Origin of the sequence: Streptomyces diacarni, from assembly GCF_003323715.1 — a bacterium.
Classification (GTDB): Bacteria; Actinomycetota; Actinomycetes; order Streptomycetales; family Streptomycetaceae; genus Streptomyces; species Streptomyces diacarni.
On the sequence record NZ_QOIN01000040.1, the window covers coordinates 156,269 to 177,139 of the forward strand.

The following is a 20,871-nucleotide window of genomic DNA, read 5'->3' on the forward strand; positions in this document are numbered from 1 at the left end:
GCCCTTCGGCAGGCACGGGCCCTCTGGCGAAGGGTGTCGTACCCCTGGGATACGGTCACAAGGTGACCAAGACCACCGATCCCGTACTGACGCTGGACGACATCCGGCAGGCGGCCGCCCGCATCGAGGCAGGGGTGCACAGGACGCCCGTCGTGCGCTCCCGCACGCTCGACCGGCTGGTCGGGGCCGAGGTGTTCCTCAAGTGCGAGAACCTCCAGCGGGCCGGCGCCTTCAAGTTCCGCGGGGCCTACAACTGGATGACGCAGCTCACCCCGCGCCAGCGGGAGCACGGCGTGGTGGCCTACTCGTCGGGCAACCACGCGCAGGCGGTCGCGCTCGCCGCCCGGGAGTTCGGCACCGGCGCCGTCATCGTCATGCCCGCCGACGCCCCCACGGCCAAGCTGGACGCGACAGCGGGGTACGGAGCCGAGGTCGTCACCTATGACCGCTACACCGAGAGCAGGGAAGCCATCGGCGAGAAGCTCGCCGCCGACCGCGGGCTGACCCTCATCCCGCCCTACGACCATCCGCGCACCATGGCGGGTCAGGGCACCGCGGCCCTGGAGCTGCTGGAGGAGGTGGGCGAGTTGGACGCGCTGCTCGTCCCGGTGGGCGGTGGCGGGCTGGCCGCCGGATGCGCCACCGCCGCCAAGGGGCTGCGTCCCGGCATGCGCGTGTTCGGCGTCGAGCCGGAGGCGGGCGACGACACCGCCCGCTCCCTGGCGGCCGGCGAGCGGGTGAGCGTTCGGGTGCCGCACACCATCGCCGACGCCCTGACCGCCACCACGCCCGGCGCCCTGACGTATCCGATCAACCGGCGGCTCCTGGAGAGCGTCCTGCTGGTGAGCGAGGACGAGCTGCGCACGGCGATGCGGTTCGTCCTCGAACGGCTCAAGATGCTGGTCGAGCCCGCGGGCGCCTGCGCGCTGGCCGCCCTGCTCGCCGACCGCCTCGACCCGCCGCCCGCGGGGCACACGGAGGGTGCGGGCCCGAGGAGGGTGGGCGTCCTCCTTTCGGGCGGCAACATCGGCCTGGAGCGGCTCACCAGCGTCATGGCCGGCTGACCCGGGCTGCGGCCGGCATCCGAGGACGCCGGCCAGGGCGGGCGGGCACCGCCGGGCGGACATCGGCCTGGGGCACATCGAGCAGGACGAGAGCCGTATCGCGAGCCCCCGCGGCTACGGCACCGGCGATCCGCGGTGCAGGGCGTACTGGTTGAGGGAATCCGGGTCGCCGATCCAGTAGTAGAGGGTGGGCTGTGCCGCCGAACTGCCAGCCGACGCCCTCCAGACACCCGCTGACACTGAGGTCGAGCTGCGGTGTCCGGGGCGGCGCATCGCTCCGCGCCCACGTGCCGGAGCCGCTGCACTGCTCGGGTGCGTCCCCGCCGCGCGCCGCCTGCGCGGTGTGGACGTCCAGATCGTCGGCCGCCGCGGTGCCATCAGCCCTGAGGGTGAGGGTGCCGCCCTGGCCGTCGGTCCATGTGCCGAGGAGCTGCGCGGCGGTGAGCCGTGGCGGCTCGTACTTCTGGAGCAGGCCGGTCCCGTAGGCCGCAAGACCGCCGACGAGCACCAGCGCCGAGAGCGTCAGACCGCCCACGAGCACCGCCCCGGCCAGCCCGAACCGCGCACCGGTGCGGCGCAGCACGGTCACGGCCCGCGTGCACAGGACGGCGGGAACCAAGCCGACGAACGCCGCGAGAAGCACCAGCGGAAGCACCGTCCGACTGCCGCCGAGCAGCCCGATCGGCACCCCGGTGCACACGGCGGCCGCCGTGGCGACCGCTCCGCAAGCAGTCAGGCACCAGCCGATCGTCTCCGCCCGCCCGATCCTGCGGGCCGACCAGCGCGACAGCCGCACGACCGGCAGGACGGCCGCCGCCGAGCCGATCAGGCCCGCCAGGCCGAGCACGGCCGCGGCGACCACGGCCGCGAGGAGATATCCGACGTAGGCGGGGATACCGGCGGCGACATAGTGCTCCTCGCGCAAGCCCGCGAGGAAGAAGGCGACCAGCGCGAGCGCGCCCTCCGCGGACAGCGTCACGGCCCCCGTCAGCCACGCGGCCGTCCAGCCCGCGCCGCCGACCCGCTCCGGCTCCGCGGGAGCCGCTCCCTGTCTCTCCGCCGTCCAGTGCGCCATCCCCGCCCCTTCCCTGCCCCGCCCGCCTCATCATGCACCCACCCGGCAGGGCCGCCGCAGTCGGGATGCCACGCTCGGGGCCGGCGAGCTCACGCCGTCGCCCGCGGGTCGGGGCCCACGGGGAACCGGCGGCAGGCGCCGCCGCGGGCCCACCAGGACCGAGCCCGGGACCGGCGTCATGGCCGGCTGCCCCGGCGGGGGCGTCATGGCCGGCTGCCCCGGCGGGGGCTCAGCGCCGCTTGGGCACCGGTACCCGCGTCAGGTCCTCCGCCGCCGTCAGCGTCCCCTCGAACCCGGCGGCACGGGCCTCGGCGGCGAACAGCGAGGTGTCCTGGTAGCGCTGCGAGAAGTGCGTCAGCACCAGGTGGCGTACACCGGCACCGGCGGCCACCCGGCCCGCCTGGTAGGCCGTCAGGTGCCCGGAGACCTCGGCGAGTTCGGCGTCGGCGTGCAGGAACGTCGACTCGATGACGAGCATGTCGCAGCCCTGCGCCAGCTCGTACACCCCCTCGCACAGCCGGGTGTCCATCACGAAGGCGAACCGCTGCCCGGCGCGGGGCTCGCTGACCTCCTCCAGACGCACCCCGCGCAGCTCCCCGCGCAGCTGGAGCAGCCCCACGTCCGGGCCGCTGATGCCACGCTCGGCGAGTTTCTCCGGCAGCATGCGGCGGGTGTCGGGCTCGGTGAGCCGGTAGCCGAACGCGTCGATACGGTGCGAGAGTTCCCGCGCCTCCAGCGTGAACGGCACCTCGGGCTCGTCCGCGCCGCCCGCGATCACGCCGGGCCCTGTGACGGGCGCCTGGCGCAGCGCCACCGTGTCGTGGAACGGCGTGGCGTGGCGCAGGCGGGCGAAGTAGGTCTGTCCGCTCGCCGGGTAGTGGGCCGTCACCTCGTGCGGCACCCCGTCGAGGCTCATGTGCTGGATGACGCCCGGCAGGCCGAGTGTGTGGTCGCCGTGGAAGTGGGTGAGGCAGATCCGCGTCAGGTCGTGTGCGGCGACCGACGTGTGCAGCATCTGGCGCTGCGTCCCCTCGCCGGGGTCGAAGAGGATGCCTTCGCCGTCCCACAGGAGTACGTACCCGTTGTGGTTCCGCTGCCGCGTGGGCACCTGGCTGGCGGTGCCCAGAACGACCAGTTCACGCACGGACAAGGCGCGTCACCTGTATCCGGTCCGCATCCGGTCACCGTCCGCCGGTCAGCCGGGCGGCCATTCGAGGCCCCGTCCGCCGAGGACGTGCGCGTGCGTGTGGAAGACCGTCTGCCCGGCTCCCGAACCGGTGTTGAAGACCACGCGGTAGCCGGTGTGGGGCCCGCCGCCCTCGGCCGGGGTGATCTTCTCCAGCGCCGCGACCTCGCCCGCCTCGCGCACCACGTCGGCCATCAGCTGCGGTGCGGCGGCCGCCAGGGAGGCGGCGTCCGGATAGTGCGCCTTGGGGATGACCAGCACGTGCGTGGGGGCCTGCGGGTTGATGTCGCGGAACGCGACGGTGGTCTCCGTCTCCCGCACCAGCGTCGCGGGGACCTCACCCGCGACGATCTTGCAGAACAGGCAGTCCTGCTGCGGTTCTCCGTTGGAAGCCATGCCCGGATGTTACCCGAGGCCGCCGCCTCGCCCTCTCACCGTTTCGGCTGGGCGACCCACCGCCGAGGCGGGGCCGGATCGGGACGCGCAGGGCCTCTCCCCCGGCGGCCGCGTCCTCAGCCCCAGCGTCCCGACCGCGCCAGCACCACCGCCGCCGCGGCCGTCCCCGCCGTGGACGTCCGCAGCACGCTCGGCCCCAGCCTGAACGGCTCGGCACCCGCCTGCGCGAACAGCTCCAGCTCCTCCGGCGCGACCCCGCCCTCGGGCCCGACCACCAGCACGATCCTTCCCGAGGACGGCAGCGGCGCCGTCGCCAGCGGCACCGCGCCCTCCTCGTGCAGCACCCCGGCGAAGTCCGCTTCGGCGAGCAACGCGGCCACCTGGGACGAGGAGGCCTGCTCGGCCACCGCCGGGAACCGCAGCCGCCGCGCCTGCTTGCCCGCTTCCCGCGCCGTGCCGCGCCACTTGCCGAGCGCCTTGGCGGCGCGCTCCCCCTTCCACCGCGTGACGGCCCGCGAAGCGGCCCACGGGACGATCGCGTCCACGCCCGCCTCCGTCATCGTCTCGACGGCCAACTCGCCCCGGTCGCCCTTGGGAAGGGCCTGGACGACGGTGAGCGCGGGCTGCGGCTCCGGCTCCACGCGGACCTCGCGGACGGTGACCTCCAGCCGGTCCTTGCCCTCCACGGCGGTGACGCTGCCGTAGGCGCCGGTGCCCGCGCCGTCGGTCAGGACGACCTCCTCGCCAGGACGCAGCCTGCGCACCGAGACGGCGTGCCGCCCCTCGGGGCCGTCGAGCACGACCGTGCCGCCGCTCAGCAGTGCGGTGTCGGCGAGGAAGACGGGAGCGCTCATGCCAGCGCCTCCCGCGCGGCCGCGATCTCGGCGACGAGGACCTCCACGAGCTGCCCCGCGGGCAGCTCGCGCGCGAGCCTGTGTCCCTGCCCTGCCCACAGCGCCATGGCCTGCGGGTCGCCCGCCTTGGCCGCGGCCTTGCGCAGTCCGGCGGTCAGGTAGTGGACCTGCGGATAGGCGGCGGGCGCGTACGGGCCGTGCTCGCGCAGGAAGCGGTTGACCAGCCCGCGCGCCGCGCGCCCGGAGAAGGCACGGGTGAACTCGGTCCTGGTGAACGTCGGGTTGGTCATGGCCTGTTTGTGCAGCGGATCGGCGCCGGACTCCGGGGTGACGAGGAAGGCCGTGCCCAACTGGGCGGCCGTGGCGCCGGCCGCCAGCACCGCGGCGATCTGCCCGCCGCGCATCAGCCCGCCCGAGGCGACGAGCGGCAGCCCGACCACCTCCCTGGCCTGGGCGACGAGGCAGAGCAGCCCGACGCCGCCGCTGCCGGGCTCGCGCTGCGGATCGTCGCGGTGCGAGCCCAGGTGCCCGCCCGCCTCGATCCCCTGGACACACACGGCGTCCGCGCCCGCTTCCTGTGCCGCCTGCGCCTCCGCGACGGAGGTCGCCGTCACGAGGGTGCGGGTGCCCGCCTTCGCCAGCCGTTCCAGGTCGGCGGCCGAGGGGCAGCCGAAGGTGAAGGAGACGAGCGGGACCGGATCCTCCAGCAGGATCGCCAGCTTCGCCTCGTAGGCGTCGTCCGTCGTGCCGTCCGTGTCACCCAGTTCCGTCTCGTACCAGGTGGCCTCATCGGCGAGCTGTTCGCGGTAGACGTCGACGGCGGCGGGTTCCGCGGTGCGCGGCTGCGGCAGGAACAGGTTCACGCCGAAGGGACGGCCCGTGAGCCGACGCGTCTGTTTGATCTGCTCGTACATCGCCTCCGGCGTCTTGTAGCCGGCGGCGAGAAAGCCCAGACCCCCCGCCTCGCTCACGGCCGCGGCCAGCTCGGGGCCCGCGGCCCCGCCGGCCATCGGGGCCTGGATGACGGGGTGCTCAGCCAGCTCGGACAGCGAACACGTCGAGGCGTACGAGGGGTGCGGGGTGGGCATGCCGCCATCCTGTCACGCCCCGCAAGACGGCCTCACAGCCCGTCGCCGCGCCCCCGCTCGCCCCTTCCGGCCGGGCCGGGAGGGAACCGGAAGGGAGGGGGCGCCGCCCGGGTCACCGCCCGTTGAAGGCGTCCTTGAGCCGGGAGAACAGGCCCTGCTGGCCCGGCTGGAACTGGCCCGTGGGCCGCTCCTCACCGCGCAGCTTGGCGAGGCGGCGGAGCAGCTCCTCCTGCTCCGGCTCCAGCTTCGAGGGCGTGGTGACCTCGACGTGGACGATGAGCTGGCCGCGCCCGCCCCCGCGCAGGTGGGTGACGCCGCGCTCGTGGAGCGGGACCGACTGCCCCGACTGAGTGCCGGGACGGATGTCGATGTCCTCCATGCCGTCCAGCGTCTCCAGCGGCACCTTGGTGCCCAGGGCCGCCGCCGTCATGGGGATCGTGACGGTGCAGTGCAGGTCGTCACCGCGCCGTTGGAAGGTCGGATGGGCGTTCTCGTGGATCTCCACGTACAGGTCCCCGGCAGGGCCGCCGCCCGGACCGACCTCGCCCTCGCCGGCGAGCTGGATGCGGGTGCCGTTGTCGACACCGGCGGGGATCTTCACCGTCAGGCTGCGCCGCGAGCGGATGCGGCCGTCGCCCGCGCACTCGGGGCAGGGCGTGGGCACCACGGTGCCGAAGCCCTGGCACTGCGGGCAGGGCCGCGAGGTCATGACCTGCCCCAGGAAGGAGCGGGTGACCTGGGAGACCTCGCCGCGGCCTCGGCACATGTCGCAGGTCTGCGCGGAGGTGCCGGGGGCCGCGCCCTCGCCGCTGCAGGTGTTGCAGACGACGGCGGTGTCGACCTGGATGTCCTTGGTCGTGCCGAACGCGGACTCGTCCAGATCGATGTCGAGGCGGATCATGGCGTCCTGGCCGCGGCGGGTGCGCGAGCGCGGGCCGCGCTGCGCCGCGGTGCCGAAGAAGGCGTCCATGATGTCGCTGAAGTTGCCGAAGCCGCCGCCGAAGCCGCCCGCTCCGCCGCCGGCCGCGCCGGAGGCCGGGTCTCCGCCCAGGTCGTAGACCTGCTTCTTCTGCGGGTCGGAGAGCACCTCGTAGGCGGTGTTGATCTCCTTGAACCGCTCCTGGGTCTTCGGGTCCGGGTTGACGTCCGGGTGCAGCTCGCGGGCGAGCCTGCGGAAGGCCTTCTTGATCTCGTCCTGCGAGGCGTCGCGCTGCACGCCGAGGACCGCGTAGTAGTCCGTCGCCACCTTATGACTCCGCCAGGATCTGTCCGACGTACCGTGCCACTGCGCGTACAGCTCCCATCGTTCCGGGGTAGTCCATGCGGGTCGGTCCGACCACGCCGAGTTTGGCGACTGCTTCGTCGCCCGAACCGTAGCCGACGGAGACGACCGATGTGGAACTCAGTCCCTCGTGCTGGTTCTCATGCCCGATTCGTACGGTCATGCCCGAGTCCTTCGCCTCACCGAGCAGCTTGAGGAGGACGACCTGCTCCTCCAGCGCCTCCAGGACCGGGCGGATCGTGAGCGGGAAGTCGTGTCCGAAGCGAGTGAGGTTGGCGGTGCCGCCGATCATCAGCCGCTCCTCGGTCTCCTCGACCAGGGTCTCCAGGAGGGTGGCCAGAACCGTGGAGATGGTGGCGCGGTCGTCGGCGTCGAACGCCTCGGGCAGGTCCTGCACCAGGGAGGGCACCTCGGTGAAGCGCTGCCCGACCACGCGGCTGTTGAGCCGGGCGCGCAGATCGGCCAGCACCGTCTCACCGATCGGCGCCGGGCAGTCGATCAGGCGCTGCTCGACGCGGCCGGTGTCGGTGATCAGCACCAGCATCAGCCGCGCGGGCGCGAGCCCCAGCAGCTCGACGTGGCGCACCGTCGAACGCGTCAGCGAGGGGTACTGCACGACGGCGACCTGCCGGGTGAGCTGCGCCAGCAGCCGCACCGTGCGCCCCACCACGTCGTCGAGGTCGACGGCGCCGTCGAGGAAGTTCTGGATCGCGCGCCGCTCCGGCGACGACAGCGGCTTGACGCCGGCGAGCTTGTCGACGAACAGCCGGTACCCCTTGTCCGTGGGGATGCGCCCCGCGCTGGTGTGCGGCTGCGCGATGTAGCCCTCGTCCTCCAGGGCCGCCATGTCGTTGCGCACCGTGGCCGGCGACACCTTCAGGTTGTGCCGTTCCGTGAGGACCTTCGAGCCCACCGGCTCCTCGGTGCCGACGTAGTCCTGGACGATGGCGCGGAGCACTTCCAGCCGGCGCTCGCTGAGCATGGCGCACACCTCCCGTCCGGCCGCTGGTCCTGGTTCGTTCCCTGGCGGTCATCCCTGGCACTTCGCTTGGCACTCTGCAGGCCGGAGTGCCAAGCCCCTGAGCCAGTGTACGGCCGGTCACCGCAGCCGGGGCAAGGGCCGCCTCATCCGCCGCCCCGAACCGTACCCCGGGCGCCGGGAGGGGGCGCCGGCCGCGCACTGCCGTTAGCGTCGTCGTATGCAGGCGCAAGGGGACAGCCGTACGCACACGCCGCACATGCCGCACACGGCGCACCCGCCGCGGGCAGCGGACACCGGTGGCGCTCTCGTGGGCGGCGACGGCCGGCACTGGGAGCGGCTCGCGGACGGGGTGGTGCGGCGCAGGCTGCCGGAGTGGGACGCGACGGTCGGCGCCGTCAGCGGCGACGACGGAGCCCTGGTGATCGACACCGGCTCCTCGCTGCGGGAGGGCGCCGGGATCCGCGCCGACGTCACCGCGCTGCTTTGCCGCCGGGTGCGGTGGGCCGCGCTCACGCACCCGCACTTCGACCACGTCTTCGGCACCGCCGTCTTCTCCGGCGCACAGGTGTACGCGGCGGTCGGGGCCGCCGCGTTCCTCGACCGGCACGGGGAGGCGCTGCGGGACGACGCCGTCGCACACGGACTGCCGGAGGACGAGGCCGCCGAGGCGGCCGACGTCCTGGCGCGCCCGCACCATCCCGTCAGCGGGCAGCTGACCCTCGACCTGGGAGGACGCGAGGTCGTCCTGGTCAACGTGGGCCCGGCGCACACCGAACACGATCTGGCCGTGCTGGTGCCCGGAGACCCCGACGTCGTCTTCTGCGGCGACCTGGTGGAGGAGTCGGACGAACCCCAGGCGGGAGCCGACGCCCACCCCGCCCGCTGGCCCGCGGCGCTCGACCGGCTGCTAACCCTGGGCGGCGAGGAAGCGCTGTACGTGCCCGGGCACGGGGCCGTCGTCGACGCGGCGTTCGTGCGGGCGCAACAGGAGGAGCTGGCGCGGCGGTTCGCCGGACCCGGCGCGTAGCGGACCCCGCCCGGCGCGTAGCGGGACCGGGCCGGGCACGTAGCAGAATGTGCCCCATGCGCAGCCGTCACGACCGTTACGACAACCCCGACCTGACTCCCCCGTGGAAGCGCAAGCAGCCCGTACCCGAGGTGGCCGCCGAGCCCGACCTGGTGGTCGAAGAGGTCACCACGGGGTTCTGCGGGGCGGTCGTACGGTGCGAGAAGACCGCCGAGGGGCCGACCGTCACCCTGGAGGACCGCTTCGGCAAGCACCGGGTCTTCCCCATGGCGCCGCGCGGCTTCCTGCTGGAGGGGAGGACCGTCACGCTCGTACGGCCCCGCGCCGCCCCTGCGGCGGCAGCCGCGGCAGCCGCCCGGGGACCGCGGCTGACCGCCTCCGGTTCGATCGCCGTACCCGGCGCACGGGCCCGGGTGGCGCGCGCCGGACGCCTCTACGTCGAGGGACGGCACGACGCGGAGCTGGTGGAGAAGGTGTGGGGGGACGACCTGCGCATCGAGGGGGTCGTCGTGGAGTACCTGGAGGGCGTCGACGACCTCCCCGCCGTCGTCGAGGCCTTCGCGCCCGCCCCCGACGCACGGCTCGGGGTGCTCGTGGACCACCTGGTGCCGGGGTCGAAGGAGTCGCGGATCGCGGCGGAGGTGGATGCGCGCAGCGGCGGGAACGTGCTGGTCGTCGGGCATCCCTACATCGACATCTGGGAGGCCGTGAAACCCGCCTCCGTGGGGATCGGCGCGTGGCCGAAGGTCCCCAGGGGGACGGACTGGAAGCTGGGCGTGTGCGCGGGGCTGGGCTGGGAACCGAACACGGGCGCCGCCTGGCAGCGCATTCTGGGCACCGTGCGCTCCTACAAGGACCTGGAACCCGCGCTGCTGGGCCGCGTGGAAGAGCTGATCGACTTCGTGACGGCCCCGGAGGACGCCTGAGCGCCGGCCCTCCCCTCGCGCCCCCTGCACCGCCGCCTCCTGGCCCCCTCACGGCTTGAGTACGCGCACCAGGTGAGTACGCGTACTCATGCCGGGCCGCGCGGGGCGTCCCTACCGTGGGCAGAGCACACCGCACACATCAGCGTCGCACTCGGGTGCGACCGGGATCAGGGGGTCTGGCCATGGCAGAGTCCGGGGACACGAACCGCATCACGACCGCTCGGGGACTGCTGCTCAACCCCGCGTCACTGGCCTACCTCGCGCTGGTCGTGGCCGCCGTACTCTTCACCGCCGCCGTCAACCTGTTCGACTCGGGGGCCGACGCCTCGTTCGCCGGGGTGTGGATGTTCTTCGCCACAGCGCCCGTCTCCGTGCTCCTCCTGCCGCTCGTCCCCGACACCGGCTGGGCCGTGGCGCTGCTGATCGGCCTCTCCGCACTGGTGCAGGCCGCCGCGATCGGCGCCGTCTACCGGGCGCTGCGCGGCCGGCGTCTCACCGCGGCGGGGGGCACGGCCGCCTGAACCCCGCGGGCGTCGCCCCCTTCCCGTCCCCTTCCCGTTCCCGGACGCAGGGCTTCGTCCGGGAACGGGGACAATGGACAGATGCCCTCCGCCCTTCCCGACGGCGAGCCGATGCCCGCAGACGGCTCGCTGCCCCGCCACGCGCTCGACGGCGCGGCCACGCGCCCGCTCGGCTTCTACCTGCACGTGCCGTACTGCGCCACCCGCTGCGGCTACTGCGACTTCAACACCTACACCGCCTCCGAGCTGGGCGGAACCAGCCGGGACCGGTACGCGGAGCAGGTCGTCGAGGAGATCCGCCTCGCCCGCCGGGTGCTCGGCGAAGACCCGCGCCCCGTCTCGACGGTGTTCGTCGGCGGCGGCACGCCCACCCTGCTGCCGGCGGCCGAGCTGGGACGGATGCTGACGGCGATCGACCAGGAGTTCGGCCTGGCCGAGGACGCCGAGGTCACCACCGAGGCGAACCCGGAGTCCGTCGACCCGGCGTACCTGGCGCAGCTGCGCGAGGCGGGCTTCAACCGGGTCTCGTTCGGTATGCAGAGCGCCCGCGCGCACGTGCTGCGGGTGCTGGACCGCACCCATACGCCCGGCCGCCCCGAGGAATGCGTCGCGGAGGCCCGCAAGGCGGGGTTCTCGCACGTCAACCTCGACCTGATCTACGGCACCCCGGGCGAGACGGACGACGACTGGCGGGCCTCGCTGGACGCCGCGCTCGCCGCAGGACCCGACCACGTCTCCGCCTACGCGCTGATCGTCGAGGAGGGCACCAGGCTGGCGCGGCAGATCCGGCGGGGCGAGGTGCCCATGACGGACGACGACGTGCACGCGGACCGCTACCTGATCGCAGAGGAGCGGCTGAGCGCGGCGGGTCTGGAGTGGTACGAGGTCTCCAACTGGGCCGCGGCCGGAAAGACGGCCGCCCGGTGCCGCCACAACGAGCTGTACTGGACGGGGGCCGACTGGTGGGGCGCCGGGCCCGGCGCGCACAGCCACGTCGGCGGAGTGCGCTGGTGGAACGCCAAACATCCCGCCGGCTACGCGAAGGCCCTCGCCGAGGGCCGCTCCCCCGGCGCGGGCCGCGAGATCCTCGGCGCCGAGGACCGGCGCGTCGAACGGATCCTGCTGGAGCTGCGGCTGCGGGAAGGCTGCCCCCTGGGTCTGCTGGCCCAGGACGGGGCGAAGGCCGCACAGCGGGCTTGCGACGACGGCCTGCTGGAGCCGGAACCCTACGCACGGGGACGCGCCGTTCTCACCCTGCGGGGCCGCCTGCTGGCGGACGCCGTGGTGCGGGACCTGGTCGACTGAGCGGCCGCCCGGACGGGCCGTCGGGCGGGGTGCGGGCCGCGCTCAAGCGGTACGCGGGTCCGTGCGCGCTCGGACGGAGTGCGGGAGCCGCGGTGGCCCGCCCGGCGCCCGGAGCACCAGCATGGCCAGATCGTCCGCGGGCAGGTCAGGGGCGAAGGCGTGGACCGCGCGCCGCAGACGCTCGGCGGTGGCGCCCGCGTCCAGGCCCGCGCAGTCCGCGAAGAGGGTGGCCAACCCGTCGCCGTCGTCGAACAGGTGCCGCCCGCTGCGGCGTTCGGTCACACCGTCGGTGACGCACAGCAGCGTGTCGCCGGGGTGCAGGGTGAAGGACTGGCTGTCGTAGTCCACCTCCTGTGCGACACCGAGCAGCAACTGCGGGAGCGCGGCGGTGCGGACGGCGCCCGAGGCGTCGCGCACCAGCGGCAGCGGATGGCCCGCGCAGGTGAGCGTGCAGTCCACCAGCCCGTCGCGGAAGGCCAGTTCGCCGTAGATGACGGACAGGAACCGTGCCTGCTCCCCCACCTCGCGGTTGAGCCGGTTCAACGTCTCGGTGACCGAGTAGCCCTCCTTGGCGAGCAGCCGCAGCACGGGGCGGGCCAGACCCGTGACGACGGCGGCCTCGGGGCCGCTGCCGCACACGTCGCCGAGAGCGAAGCGCCAGCGGCCCGACGGCAGCCGCAGCAGATCGTAGAAGTCGCCGCCCGCCCACGCCCCCTCGCCCGCCGGCTCGTAGACGAGCGCGGTGTCCAGCCCGGGAACGTGCACCTTCTCGCTGGGCAGCAGCCCCCGCTGGAGGACCTGGCTGATGGTGGCCTGGAGGGTGTAGCGGCGCGCCGAGAGCACGGCGAGAGCCACCCGGCGTGCGAAGTCCTCGACCAGTCCGAGGACTCCGTCAGGAAACCGCGGCAGCCCCTCCCGTCCGAGCACCAGCGAACCGAGAGTGCGCCCACCGACCACCAGGTCGCAGCGGACCTCGGCACCGGCACGCCCGTCGGTGCCGGCCGGTTCCTGGTGCCGGCGCCAGGGGGCGGCCCGGCCCGGGAGGGCGCGGGGGGTGCCCAGCGGCGGGTGAAGGGTGAGTTCGGCACGCAACGCGGCGATGCGGCCCTCCTGCGCATGCCACACCCGGGCGAGCCGGGGCGGCCGGGAACGCTCCTCGTCACGCAGCCACACCGCGCACCAGTCGGCGAAGCGGGGCACCATCAACTGCCCGGCGAGCGAGGCGACCTTGTCCTCGTCGGTGTGCCCGGCCAGCAGATCAGAGGCCTCCGCGAGAAAGGAGAGAGCACCCTGACCCGCCCACCCGCCGCCCTGACCGGCGGCGACCGCCGTGTCGGTCTCCGCCTCCGCCTCCGTGTGCGGCATCGTGCCTCTCCCCCTGGCCCAGCTGCTCCGTCACCGCTCAGCGCGGTGAAGCAAGAGTGACAGAAGGGGCCCGCTCATACGCGTGGAGTCACGGAAAAGGTGGGTCAACTTAACCCGGCTCTGAAGGGCCGGGCTTGGAGGTAGTGCCCAGCTGGCTGCTGGGGTGGACTCCCCCGTCCAGACACCCCTGTGGGGTGGCAGGGACGCGTGACTCACGCCCCGCATTCCACACGCTCTCGCCACGGGTGGCGATGTTGTGGGAGGCATTCCGGTCGGCGTGGGCAACGACCCCGCACCCCCGGCAGATGAAGAGCCCCTGGTCGACACGGTTTCGTTTGTCGACGTGGCCACACTCGGCGCACGTCTGCGACGTGTACGCGGGACCGACGAAGGCCTGGGGCACACCGGCCCTCTTGGCCTTGTAGACGATGAAGTCTCCGAGCTGGGCGAAGGCCCAGGAGTGGAGTGCGACCCGTTGGGGCTTGCGGAGCCGTACCCTCTGCCGGATTCCCTTGAGTTCTTCCAGGGAGATCCCAGCCGAGGTGCGTTCAGCCTCGGTCACGATCGTCTTGGAGATGATGTGGTTGGTGTTCTTGACGTGCCGCGCCTCGCGGCGGGAGCGCTCCTTGAGCCGGCGCTTGGCGGACTTGGTGCGCTTCTTCTGGAGCTTGGTCCGCAAGTCAAGCTGCCGCTTGCGGTAGCGGTTGAGCCCCCGTCCGGCGGCCCGGTAGCCGGTGGACGTGGTGACGATGTTGACGATGCCGAGGTCCACGCCGATGAAGCCATCAGGCTCGTACGTCTCGGCCTCGGGGACCTCGCAGGTGGCGATCAGGTAGAAGACCCCGTCACGTTCGATCAGGTCGGCCTCGCCCTTGCGGTACTCGCGGAGCGTCTTGAGCGCGTCGGCGGAGCAGACGAAGCGGACGTTCTTCAGGCGCCCGGCGGTTGTCCAGATGGACACAGTCTGTGTGTCGTACTGCCAGCTCAAACACCGGTCGTCATATGGCTGCGCGGCCTCGGAACGGAACGTGATCGGCTTCGATTCCGCCCTGATCCGGCGCTTCGACTTCGGCTTGCCGAGGTTTCCGGCGCGCATGTTGGCGCGCAGCGCCGTGTACGCATCGCGCACCTTCTTGATCACGTGTTGCGCCGCCTGCGCCCCGAGTCCTTCGGCCTTGAGACGCGGGTACGTGTGCTTGCGCAGCTCGTACTCACGCGGCACACCATGAGCGAGCGCCACCTCTGAGACCCAGCACGCCAGGTCGTTGACCGTGCGCAGGGTGGCCGACAGCGCGGCGGCCTGGTCAGCCTCCGGCATCAGCTTCACCTGCGTCACGATCTTCATGCCGGGCATCGTACTACGGTTGGTCTATGTCACCACGCTGGGAGCCTAGCTCCAATATCCACAGGGGTCGCACGGTCGTCTACACCCTGCAGGCGCACTTGGTCTTCACGCCCAAGTACCGGCGCGGCCCGTTCACCGACGAGATCCTTACGCGCTGCGAAGAGATCATGCGGGCCGTGTGCGCCGACTTCGGAACCGAGCTGGTGGAGTTCAACGGCGAGGCCGATCACGTCCACCTGCTCGTGCACTACCCGCCCAAGGTCGCCGTCTCCCGACTGGTCGGCTCCCTCAAGGGCGTCTCAGCCCGCAGGCTCCGCCAGGAGTTCCCCGGCCACATCCACAAGTACCTGTGGGGCGACCACTTCTGGTCCCCGTCCTACTTCGCCGCGTCCTGCGGAGGCGCCCCGTCGGCGATCATCAAGGAGTACATCGAGAACCAGAAGCGTCCCGGCTGAGGCCAAAGTGCGGACCCGTGCACCCGTGCGGGTCACCCCTACCTTGAGAAGCGCTTCCTCCCGGGCGTGAACGCCCGGGGTTCCGCGCTAGATCCCGCTGAAAATCCCCTCACCGGGAAGTAAAGCGTCCCCTAACCACCAAGCGACCCCCGGAGGTTGACACACCGCGACGGCCGGGTACCGTGCTCGCCTTCTTCCCGTTCGATAATCAACCACCGGCGACACCGACGAGGAGCGATGAGCAGGGGATCCAGGAGGGGCGCCGACCGCCCACCACACGACGCGGGCGTCCTGCTCGTCGACGACATGGAGGACAACCTCGTCGCACTGGAAGCCGTGCTCTCGACGTTACACGTCCCACTGGCGCGTGCGGCGTCCGGCGCGGAGGCGGTGACCGTCCTCGAACGGGAGGAGATCGCGCTCGTCCTGCTCGACGTCGCGATGCCGGGCATGGACGGCTTCGAGACAGCCCGGTGCCTGAAGGGCTCCGACCCGACCAAGGACCTCCCCGTCATCTTCCTGACCGGGCCGCACGCCACCCGCGAGTCCGGCCTCTCCCTCCGTGGCTACGCCACCGGAACCGTGGACTACGTGCCCAAGCCGTTCGACCCCTGGGTGCTGCGCACCAAGGTGAGCGTCTTCCTCGACCTGGACCGCAAGAGCCGCCGGCTGTGCCAGTTGCTGACGGAGGAGCAGCACCGGCTGGACGACTTCGCACGCCGGCTCGAGGCGGTCGAAACCCACCTGGCCGACGGCGGCACCGATACCGCGCGGCTCGCCCGCGACGTGGGCCACCTGGCCGACACGCTGAACGAACTGCGCGGCGTCTGAACGAGCCGCATGGTGCTCGTGAACAGCACCGCGGCATCCCGGAGAGACCGAGCGCCGCCCGTCGTGCGCCGCGGCGTGCCGCTCCGTGCCGTGCCGTGCGAACGGTGTGCGAGCGCGGCGGCGGGCTCAGCGCTCGCGGGCACCCTCGTACATCTCGTCGATCAGGTCGCCGAACTTCTTCTCCACCACCGGGCGCTTCATCTTCAGGCTGGGCGTCAGCTCTCCGTGCTCGATATCGAGGTCACGCGGGAGGACGCGGAACTTCTTGACCGTCTGCCAGCGCTGCAGGCCGCTGTTCAGCTCCTCGACATAGCCGTCCACCAGGGCGCGCACCTGCTCGGAGACGACGACCTCCGCGTACGGCCTGCCCTTGAGATCCTCCTGATCCGCGGCCCAGGCCATGACGGCGGGCTCGTCCAGCGCGATCAGGGCCGTGCAGAAGTTCCGTCCCGCGCCGTGCACCAGGATGTTGGACACGTACGGGCAGACGGCCTTGAACTGGCCCTCCACCTCCGCCGGCGCGATGTATTTGCCGCCCGAGGTCTTGATCAGGTCCTTCTTGCGGTCGGTGATCCGCAGGTAGCCGTCCTCGGACAGCTCGCCGATGTCCCCGGTGTGGAACCAGCCGTCCTCCTCCAGCACCTCGGCGGTCTTGTCCGGCAGGCCGTGGTAGCCCTCCATGATGCCGGGGCCGCGCAGCAGGACCTCGCCGTCGTCCGCGATCCGCACCTCGGTGCCCGGCATCGGCTTGCCGACCGTACCCGTACGGAAGTTGTCGCTGCGGTTGCAGAAACTGGCGGCCGACGACTCGGTGAGCCCGTAGCCCTCCAGCACCGGGATACCGGCCCCCGCGAAGAAGTAGCCCAGGTCGGGGGCGAGCGCGGCGGATCCCGACACGCAGCCGACCATGCGGCCGCCGAACGCCTCCCGCAGCTTGCTGTAGACCAGCCGGTCCGCGATGGCGTGCTTGACCCTGAGACCGGCGGGCGCGTCCGGCACACCGGTGCGGCGCTGGTTGTCCTGCGTCGTCTTCGCGTACTCGCGGGCGACCTCGGCCGCCCACAGGAAGATCTTGTACTTCGCCGGCCCGCCGGCCCGCGCCTTCTGGGCGACGCCGTTGTAGACCTTCTCGAAGATCCGCGGCACCGCGCACATCTTCGTCGGCTGCACGACCGGCAGATTGTCGATGATCTTGTCGATGCGGCCGTCCACGGCGACGACGTGGCCCGAGTCGATCTGCACCGAGATCAGCATCTTGCCGAAGACGTGCGCCAGCGGCAGCCACAGGTACTGCACGTCGTCCTGGGTGAGCAGGCCCGCCTGCGGGACCGCCCTGGCCATGTACGACCACGCGTCCTGCGGCAGCCGCACCCCCTTCGGCCTGCCCGTCGTGCCCGAGGTGTAGATCAGCGTGGCCAGCTGGTCGGCGCGCAGGCCCTCGACCGTCTCGGTGACCGCACGCGGGTGCTCCTCGCGGTAGGCGGCACCGCGGCGCTCCAGCTCCGCGAAACCGATCACCCAGCCGCTCGCGGCGTCCTCCGCCTCCGGCTCGCCGTCCATCAGCACCACGTGCGCCAGCTCGGGCAGCTCCTCCCGGTGCGCACGGACCTTCGCGAGCTGGGTGGCGTCCTCGGCGATCAGTACACGGCTGGCCGAGTCGGCGAGGATGTAGGCCACCTCGGCGGCGTTCGTGCTGGGGTAGACCGTCGTCGTGGCCGCCCCCGCGCACAGGATCCCCAGGTCGGTCAGGATCCACTCGATCCGGGTGCCGGAGGCGATGGCGACCCGCTCCTCGGGGCGCACTCCCAGGTCCATGAGGCCCGCCGCGATGGAGAAGACCCGCTCCGCCGACTCGCGCCAGCTGTAGGAGCGCCACTCGTCGGGTCCCTCGCTCTGCCCCGCGGGAGGGATGACGGGGTACCGGTAGGCCTCCGCGTCCGGGGTGGCCTCGACCCGCTCCAGAAAGAGCGTCGCCACGGAAGGCGGCCGGTTCTCGATCAGGGACTGTGTGTCGCTCACGCCATCCTCCGGGACCCGCGTCCTTGCGTCCTGTGTGTCGGCTGCTCGCTCGAGTCGGCTCGCCGCGTCGCCTCGCGCTCCCCGGCTCTGCCTGACCGACAAGTCTTATGACTGGCGAGTAACTACTGAGCAGAGATCAGACTAAAGGCAGCAGCCCCCTTACGTAAGGGGGCTGCTGCGCGGAACGCCGCCGAAGCGGAGGGTGACGGCGCCGAGCCCCTTTCCCGGGGCTCGGAGGCCTTATAGCAGGCGTCGGCCTCGGGGCTACTTCTTGGACTTGCCCTCGCCGCCACCGCCGCTGTCGTCGGTCGACAGCGCCGCGATGAACGCCTCCTGCGGCACCTCCACCCGGCCGACGACCTTCATCCGCTTCTTGCCCTCCTTCTGCTTCTCCAGCAGCTTCCGCTTCCGCGAGATGTCACCGCCGTAGCACTTGGCCAGCACGTCCTTGCGGATCGCGCGGATCGTCTCGCGGGCGATGATGCGGGCGCCGACCGCCGCTTGGATCGGCACCTCGTACTGCTGCCGCGGGATCAGCTCGCGCAGCTTGTTGGCCATCCGGGTGCCGTAGGAGTACGCCTTGTCCTTGTGGACGATCGCGGAGAACGCGTCCACCTTGTCACCCTGGAGGAGGATGTCGACCTTCACCAGATCGGCCGTCTGCTCGCCGGTCGGCTCGTAGTCCAGGGAGGCGTAACCACGGGTGCGGGACTTGAGCGCGTCGAAGAAGTCGAAGACGATCTCCGCCAGCGGCAGCGTGTAGCGCAGCTCGACCCGGTCCTCCGACAGGTAGTCCATCCCCTGCAGGCTGCCGCGCCGCGACTGGCACAGCTCCATGATCGCGCCGATGAACTCGCTGGGCGCGATGAGCGTCGCCCGCACCACCGGCTCGTGCACCGTCGCGGTCTTGCCCGTGGGGAACTCGCTGGGGTTGGTCACCACGTGCTCGGTGCCGTCCTCCATCTCCACCCGGTAGACCACGTTGGGCGCCGTGGCGATCAGGTCGAGCCCGAACTCGCGCTCCAGCCGCTCCCGGATCACCTCCAGATGCAGCAGCCCCAGGAAGCCCACCCGGAAGCCGAAGCCCAGCGCCGCCGAGGTCTCCGGCTCATAGGTGAGCGCGGCGTCGTTGAGCAGCAGCTTGTCCAGCGCGTCCCGCAACAGCGGGTAGTCGGAGCCGTCCAGCGGGTACAGCCCCGAGAACACCATCGGCTTCGGGTCCTTGTAACCCGGCAGCGGATCCTCGGCGCCCTTGGACTGCTGGGTGACCGTGTCACCCACCTTCGACTGGCGCACGTCCTTCACGCCGGTGATCAGATAGCCGACCTCGCCCACGCCCAGCCCGTCGGCGGGCGTCATCTCCGGCGAGTTCGCGCCGATCTCCAGCAGCTCGTGCGTGGCGCCCGTCGACATCATGCGGATGCGCTCACGCTTGCTGAGCAGCCCGTCGACGACCTTGATGTAGGTCACCACACCGCGGTACGCGTCGTAGACCGAGTCGAAGATCATCGCGCGGGCCGGGGCGTCCGCCACCCCCGTCGGCGAAGTGACCTGACGGACGACCTCGTCCAGCAGCTCCTCGACGCCCTCGCCCGTCTTCGCCGAGACCTTCAGCACGTCCTCGGGCTCGCAGCCGATGAGGTGCGCCAGCTCCGCCGCGAACTTCTCGGGCTGAGCGGCCGGCAGGTCGATCTTGTTGAGCACGGGGATGATCGTGAGGTCGTGCTCCATCGCCAGGTACAGGTTGGCGAGGGTCTGCGCCTCGATGCCCTGCGCGGCGTCCACCAGCAGGATGCACCCCTCGCACGCCGCCAGGGAGCGGGAGACCTCGTAGGTGAAGTCGACGTGCCCCGGGGTGTCGATCATGTTGAGCACATGCGGGGTGCCCGGATCGTCCGAGGGCGCCCAGGGCATCCGCACGGCCTGGGACTTGATCGTGATACCCCGCTCGCGCTCGATGTCCATGCGGTCGAGGTACTGCGCGCGCATCTGCCTCTTGTCCACGACGCCGGTCAGCTGGAGCATCCGGTCGGCAAGCGTGGACTTGCCGTGGTCGATGTGCGCGATGATGCAGAAGTTACGGATCAGCGCCGGGTCGGTACGGCTCGGCTCCGGCGCGTTCGTTGGGGTCGCGGGCACGCAGTGTCCTGTCGGGTCTGGCCTGTCGGGATCTTCGGGCGGTGTCTGGTCGTCGGACGGTGTCTCTCGTCGGGCAGAGTCTGCCGTCGAACTGGGTTCGTCTTCGAGCCGACTGTGTCTTCGGGCTGGATCTGTCGTCGAGCTGGATCTGTCGTCGAGCTGGGGTCTGTCCTCGGGCGGGGTCGAGCCGGGTTCGCGGGATGCGCGCGGGTGTGTCGCACACCATGGTCCCATGCGTGCGGGACACCGAGGGGATTGGGAGGGGCAGGTGCCCGACTGGTAGCCTGGGCCACTGTGCCTTCTGGCACTGATGCGGTGCCCCACGGCACCGGCGTTGGAAACTCCGAACCGCAAAGGCTCTTTCGTGGCGAACATCAAGTCCCAGATCAAGCGGAACAAGACGAACGAGAAGGCGCGCCAGCGCAACAAGGCCGTCAAGTCCGAGCTGAAGACCGCGATCCGTCGCACCCGCGAGGCCGTCGCCACCGGTGACACCGCCAAGGCGACCGAGGCGCAGAAGGAGGCGGCCCGCAAGCTCGACAAGGCCGTCAGCAAGGGCGTGCTGCACAAGAACAACGCCGCCAACAAGAAGGCGGCGCTGGCCAAGCACGTCTCCACGGTCAACGGCTGACCTCTTCTCTCAGCTCGACGGGGCACCGGCCCCATCCGGCTCGGGCGTCGTGAGGCGGGCCCTCTCTCATCCGCCGTACGCCCGGACCACCGCTTGAGACAGCGCGCCGCACGCGGCCTGCGTTCGCCACGCGGGTGCGGCGCACCACACAGCACACCACGGAAGACCCCGCTGCTTTCCTCTTCCCCAGGAAACGGCGGGGTCTTCCGCATGCCCGGGGCCCTCTCCACCCGGTGGAGGCCTGGGTCTGTGGGGCGTGGGTCTAGGCCGTTTCTGATGGCTCTTGGACGGTGTCGCGGAGCCAGATGTTGATCGCTGTGACGGCGAGTGTGCCGTTGAAGATGTAGTCGCGCTTGTCGTAGCGGCTGGCCACCGCCCGG

Annotated in this window: 19 protein-coding genes; 8 read left to right on the forward strand and 11 right to left on the reverse strand. The window is 71.8% G+C overall.

What is annotated here, in order from left to right; genetic code table 11:
• The first annotated feature begins 62 nt into the window (after positions 1 to 62).
• Positions 63 to 1,064, forward strand: coding sequence for a pyridoxal-phosphate dependent enzyme (locus tag DTL70_RS12195; protein ID WP_114021931.1), 1,002 nt, complete (start codon positions 63 to 65; stop codon positions 1,062 to 1,064).
• Here the strand turns inward: DTL70_RS12195 and DTL70_RS12200 are convergent.
• The 7 genes from DTL70_RS12200 to hrcA form a co-directional block, all read right to left on the reverse strand.
• On the reverse strand, positions 1,051 to 2,139 hold the full coding sequence (locus DTL70_RS12200; protein WP_114021932.1) for a hypothetical protein: 1,089 nt from the start codon (positions 2,137 to 2,139) through the stop codon (positions 1,051 to 1,053). The genes DTL70_RS12195 and DTL70_RS12200 overlap by 14 nt on opposite strands.
• A 229-nt stretch (positions 2,140 to 2,368) precedes the next feature.
• The gene (locus tag DTL70_RS12205) at positions 2,369 to 3,289 is read right to left on the reverse strand and encodes a ribonuclease Z (RefSeq protein WP_114021933.1); all 921 of its coding nucleotides are present in this window, start codon (positions 3,287 to 3,289) and stop codon (positions 2,369 to 2,371) included.
• A 45-nt stretch (positions 3,290 to 3,334) separates the two neighbouring features.
• Positions 3,335 to 3,721, reverse strand: a complete 387-nt coding sequence (locus DTL70_RS12210; RefSeq protein ID WP_114021934.1) for a histidine triad nucleotide-binding protein — start codon at positions 3,719 to 3,721, stop codon at positions 3,335 to 3,337.
• A gap of 116 nt (positions 3,722 to 3,837) precedes the next feature.
• The gene (locus tag DTL70_RS12215) at positions 3,838 to 4,575 is read right to left on the reverse strand and encodes a 16S rRNA (uracil(1498)-N(3))-methyltransferase (protein ID WP_114021935.1); all 738 of its coding nucleotides are present in this window, start codon (positions 4,573 to 4,575) and stop codon (positions 3,838 to 3,840) included.
• Positions 4,572 to 5,663, reverse strand: coding sequence for a nitronate monooxygenase (locus DTL70_RS12220; RefSeq protein WP_114021936.1), 1,092 nt, complete (start codon positions 5,661 to 5,663; stop codon positions 4,572 to 4,574). The genes DTL70_RS12215 and DTL70_RS12220 overlap by 4 nt, the downstream gene beginning before the upstream one ends.
• Before the next feature lie 112 nt (positions 5,664 to 5,775).
• Positions 5,776 to 6,909: a molecular chaperone DnaJ gene (dnaJ, locus tag DTL70_RS12225; RefSeq protein WP_114021937.1), complete on the reverse strand. Its 1,134-nt coding sequence runs from the start codon at positions 6,907 to 6,909 to the stop codon at positions 5,776 to 5,778.
• A 1-nt stretch (position 6,910) separates the two neighbouring features.
• On the reverse strand, positions 6,911 to 7,927 hold the full coding sequence (hrcA, locus tag DTL70_RS12230; protein WP_114021938.1) for a heat-inducible transcriptional repressor HrcA: 1,017 nt from the start codon (positions 7,925 to 7,927) through the stop codon (positions 6,911 to 6,913).
• 217 nt (positions 7,928 to 8,144) lie between these two features.
• Here hrcA and DTL70_RS12235 point away from each other — a divergent pair, with 217 nt between their 5' ends.
• The 4 genes from DTL70_RS12235 (at position 8,145) to hemW (ending at position 11,706) form a co-directional block, all read left to right on the forward strand.
• Entirely contained in the window at positions 8,145 to 8,954 is an 810-nt protein-coding gene (locus DTL70_RS12235; protein ID WP_245979303.1) for an MBL fold metallo-hydrolase, read from the forward strand.
• 56 nt (positions 8,955 to 9,010) lie between these two features.
• The gene (locus DTL70_RS12240) at positions 9,011 to 9,880 is read left to right on the forward strand and encodes a DUF3097 domain-containing protein (RefSeq protein ID WP_114021940.1); all 870 of its coding nucleotides are present in this window, start codon (positions 9,011 to 9,013) and stop codon (positions 9,878 to 9,880) included.
• 182 nt (positions 9,881 to 10,062) lie between these two features.
• Positions 10,063 to 10,401, forward strand: a complete 339-nt coding sequence (locus DTL70_RS12245; protein WP_114021941.1) for an SCO4225 family membrane protein — start codon at positions 10,063 to 10,065, stop codon at positions 10,399 to 10,401.
• 81 nt (positions 10,402 to 10,482) lie between these two features.
• Positions 10,483 to 11,706, forward strand: a complete 1,224-nt coding sequence (gene hemW, locus DTL70_RS12250) for a radical SAM family heme chaperone HemW (protein WP_114021942.1) — start codon at positions 10,483 to 10,485, stop codon at positions 11,704 to 11,706.
• A gap of 42 nt (positions 11,707 to 11,748) precedes the next feature.
• Here the strand turns inward: hemW and DTL70_RS12255 are convergent, their stop codons facing one another.
• Positions 11,749 to 13,071 carry a PP2C family protein-serine/threonine phosphatase gene (locus DTL70_RS12255; RefSeq protein ID WP_425470351.1) on the reverse strand — a complete coding sequence of 441 codons (1,323 nt, stop codon included), beginning with the start codon at positions 13,069 to 13,071 and terminating at the stop codon, positions 11,749 to 11,751.
• Between the two features lie 109 nt (positions 13,072 to 13,180).
• Positions 13,181 to 14,416 (reverse strand): RNA-guided endonuclease InsQ/TnpB family protein, encoded by a 1,236-nt coding sequence (locus DTL70_RS12260; protein WP_245979304.1) that lies wholly within the window; start codon positions 14,414 to 14,416, stop codon positions 13,181 to 13,183.
• A gap of 26 nt (positions 14,417 to 14,442) precedes the next feature.
• Here DTL70_RS12260 and tnpA point away from each other — a divergent pair, with 26 nt between their 5' ends.
• A complete protein-coding gene (gene tnpA, locus DTL70_RS12265) occupies positions 14,443 to 14,871 on the forward strand; it encodes an IS200/IS605 family transposase (RefSeq protein WP_114021943.1) in 429 nt (142 codons plus the stop codon).
• Positions 14,872 to 15,108: 237 nt separating this feature from the next.
• Positions 15,109 to 15,702, forward strand: coding sequence for a response regulator (locus DTL70_RS12270; RefSeq protein WP_114021944.1), 594 nt, complete (start codon positions 15,109 to 15,111; stop codon positions 15,700 to 15,702).
• Between the two features lie 126 nt (positions 15,703 to 15,828).
• Here the strand turns inward: DTL70_RS12270 and DTL70_RS12275 are convergent, their stop codons facing one another.
• Together DTL70_RS12275 and lepA are read right to left on the reverse strand one after the other, a co-directional pair.
• Positions 15,829 to 17,721, reverse strand: coding sequence for an AMP-dependent synthetase/ligase (locus DTL70_RS12275; RefSeq protein WP_114021945.1), 1,893 nt, complete (start codon positions 17,719 to 17,721; stop codon positions 15,829 to 15,831).
• 264 nt (positions 17,722 to 17,985) lie between these two features.
• The gene (gene lepA / locus DTL70_RS12280; protein ID WP_114021946.1) at positions 17,986 to 19,860 is read right to left on the reverse strand and encodes a translation elongation factor 4; all 1,875 of its coding nucleotides are present in this window, start codon (positions 19,858 to 19,860) and stop codon (positions 17,986 to 17,988) included.
• A 364-nt stretch (positions 19,861 to 20,224) separates the two neighbouring features.
• On the opposite strand from lepA, the gene rpsT reads away from it, so the two are divergent.
• A complete protein-coding gene (gene rpsT, locus DTL70_RS12285; protein ID WP_114021947.1) occupies positions 20,225 to 20,491 on the forward strand; it encodes a 30S ribosomal protein S20 in 267 nt (88 codons plus the stop codon).
• Positions 20,492 to 20,871: the final 380 nt, after the last annotated feature.